The following is a 1,971-nucleotide window of genomic DNA, read 5'->3' on the forward strand; positions in this document are numbered from 1 at the left end:
GGGAGATTGTATTAGTTGTGCAACTTTCCAACTGTCGGTTAAGGTATCTTTAGATTGCTCTAAATCCCCTGCTTGTCGAAACACATTACCAAGATTTTGTAACCCAATCGCTTTAACAGCAGAATCCGGTTGTGCCAGCAAGGTTTGTCTGACCTGAGTTAGTAGCTTCTTGGCTCGACGGTAAAGTCCCAAAGATTGCATGGCTTGGGCTTGATTAATCTGGCTACCAAGCACACCAACGCTATCATTGGCTTTAGCATACCGTACTTCAGCATCTTTCCAGGTTTCCAGGGCAGCTTCAGCATTTCCCTGTAGCAATTGCAAACGCCCTTTAGTATTCAACGCTTGAGCCCATACTCGCTCACCCCCCCTAGATACGGTTTCTAGCAACGACAAGCTGGAGTCAATGGCTGCTTGGGCTTTATCCCATTCCCCAAGTTGTTGAGTCACTAAGGACAGCAAACGCAGGGCTTGGGCTTGGTTGAGTATATCTCCTGTGGCTTGATAAGCTTGTGCTGCCTGCTGCAATACTCGTGCGGCATCAGAATACTTTCCAGCATCGTAGTATTGTTTGCCTGCTTCCAAGAGCAAGTAGTGTTTCGTGGGTTCTGCTTCCTGTTGCCTCCTGCTTACTGTTAGGTTCTGCTTGGTGTTGCTGAGGGTTGAGTTTTGATCGCTAATTACTGAGTGCTGATGGCTGATGCCTGAGTGCTGATGGCTGATGGCTGATGGCTGATGGAAACCAGAGGGTAGTGCGTGTACACCACGGCTTAAGATTAGCCCCAACAAGGTAATCACAATAAACTGAATTAGGCGCTTCATTTATCTCAGTTATCTATAGCGCTGCGCGCAGGGAACAGGGAACAGGGAACAGGGAACAGGGAACAGGGAACAGGGAACAGGGAACAGGGAAAAGCGATCGCACAGCTTCCCCCTTGTTAAGGGGGACGGGAGGGGGATCTATCCTCCTCACAGGGGTAGGTTTTTTACATTTGGGTAAAACATGGGACGACCGAGAGGGAGAGGAAAAGGAAAACAACGAAGAAGCTATGCAGCTTTCTTATCCCCCACACCCCACACCCCACACCCCACACCCCACACCTGACGTCAAAGTAAAAAACCTACCCTTATGAGGATCTATCCTCTGGCTTCCCCCTTGTTAAGCTTCCCATTTACCGCTTCTAACGACTCCCGATTCCCGATTCCCGATTCCCGATTCCCGACCCAAGGGTTTGGTGAAGCATAGGACAGTCTACTTGATGTAACCACGTACCCTGAGGAGTGACTATGACTGGATGAGCGGTGAGAATTACTTCCCCGTTGGGAGCGATAACCCAGCCTTGGGCTTCAACAATTTGTTTAGGTTTAGGGTTCTTGGTCTGTGGTTGGTTAGTCTGTAGTTGATGCTGCCTTGACCTTGACCGACGTTTTCTGATCCTAGTTTGAGGTTGCTCAGTGATACGCCAATCGTCCCATGTAGCATTGGGGCTCAGGGTTTCGTTGGGAGAAATCGGTAAGCCACCACGACCTGTGGCAATAAATTCACTGCCCTCACCCGCAGCACAGAGGTTTTTTTCAATTAGTTGAGAGACATCAATGACATCGGTTGGCAATTCCGACAACCCTCGGCTGGGGTCAATTTGAGGTGCATTGATGTTGACGGTACCATCTAGACCAAACTCAGAGCTAGCGGTAATGTCACTGAGGGGGGTGAGCTTTTCTCGGAACTCTAGCCCAATGATACCTTTGGTGGTGATGTTGATATTGCCGCCTTTGCCTTCAAAAGCATTAGCAGTAATGTCGCTATTTTCTTGACGAATGCCTAGGATAAAGGGAGCATCAATCGTAATATTGCCGCCGTCTCCACCAGCTTGAGCAGTGCCTGCGGTAGTGGATATTTTACTCTCCCGTCGCAAGAACAACAACTCGTCAATGGTTAAGGTAATATTGCCTCCTAGGGTGCTAGCTGTT

General features: G+C 49.0%; 2 protein-coding genes and 1 pseudogene. All 3 read right to left on the reverse strand.

The window, feature by feature from the left end; genetic code table 11:
• Window positions 1–822: pseudogene (locus tag F6K49_RS44300) on the reverse strand (hypothetical protein); the annotation flags it as partial.
• Between the two features lie 13 nt (window positions 823–835).
• Window positions 836–973: a hypothetical protein gene (locus F6K49_RS44305; protein WP_293108292.1), complete on the reverse strand. Its 138-nt coding sequence runs from the start codon at window positions 971–973 to the stop codon at window positions 836–838.
• A gap of 208 nt (window positions 974–1,181) precedes the next feature.
• The coding region (locus F6K49_RS44310) for an S-layer family protein (RefSeq protein WP_293108295.1) at window positions 1,182–1,971 on the reverse strand (790 nt) is incomplete at its 5' end.

Source organism: Moorena sp. SIO3I6, assembly GCF_010672095.1.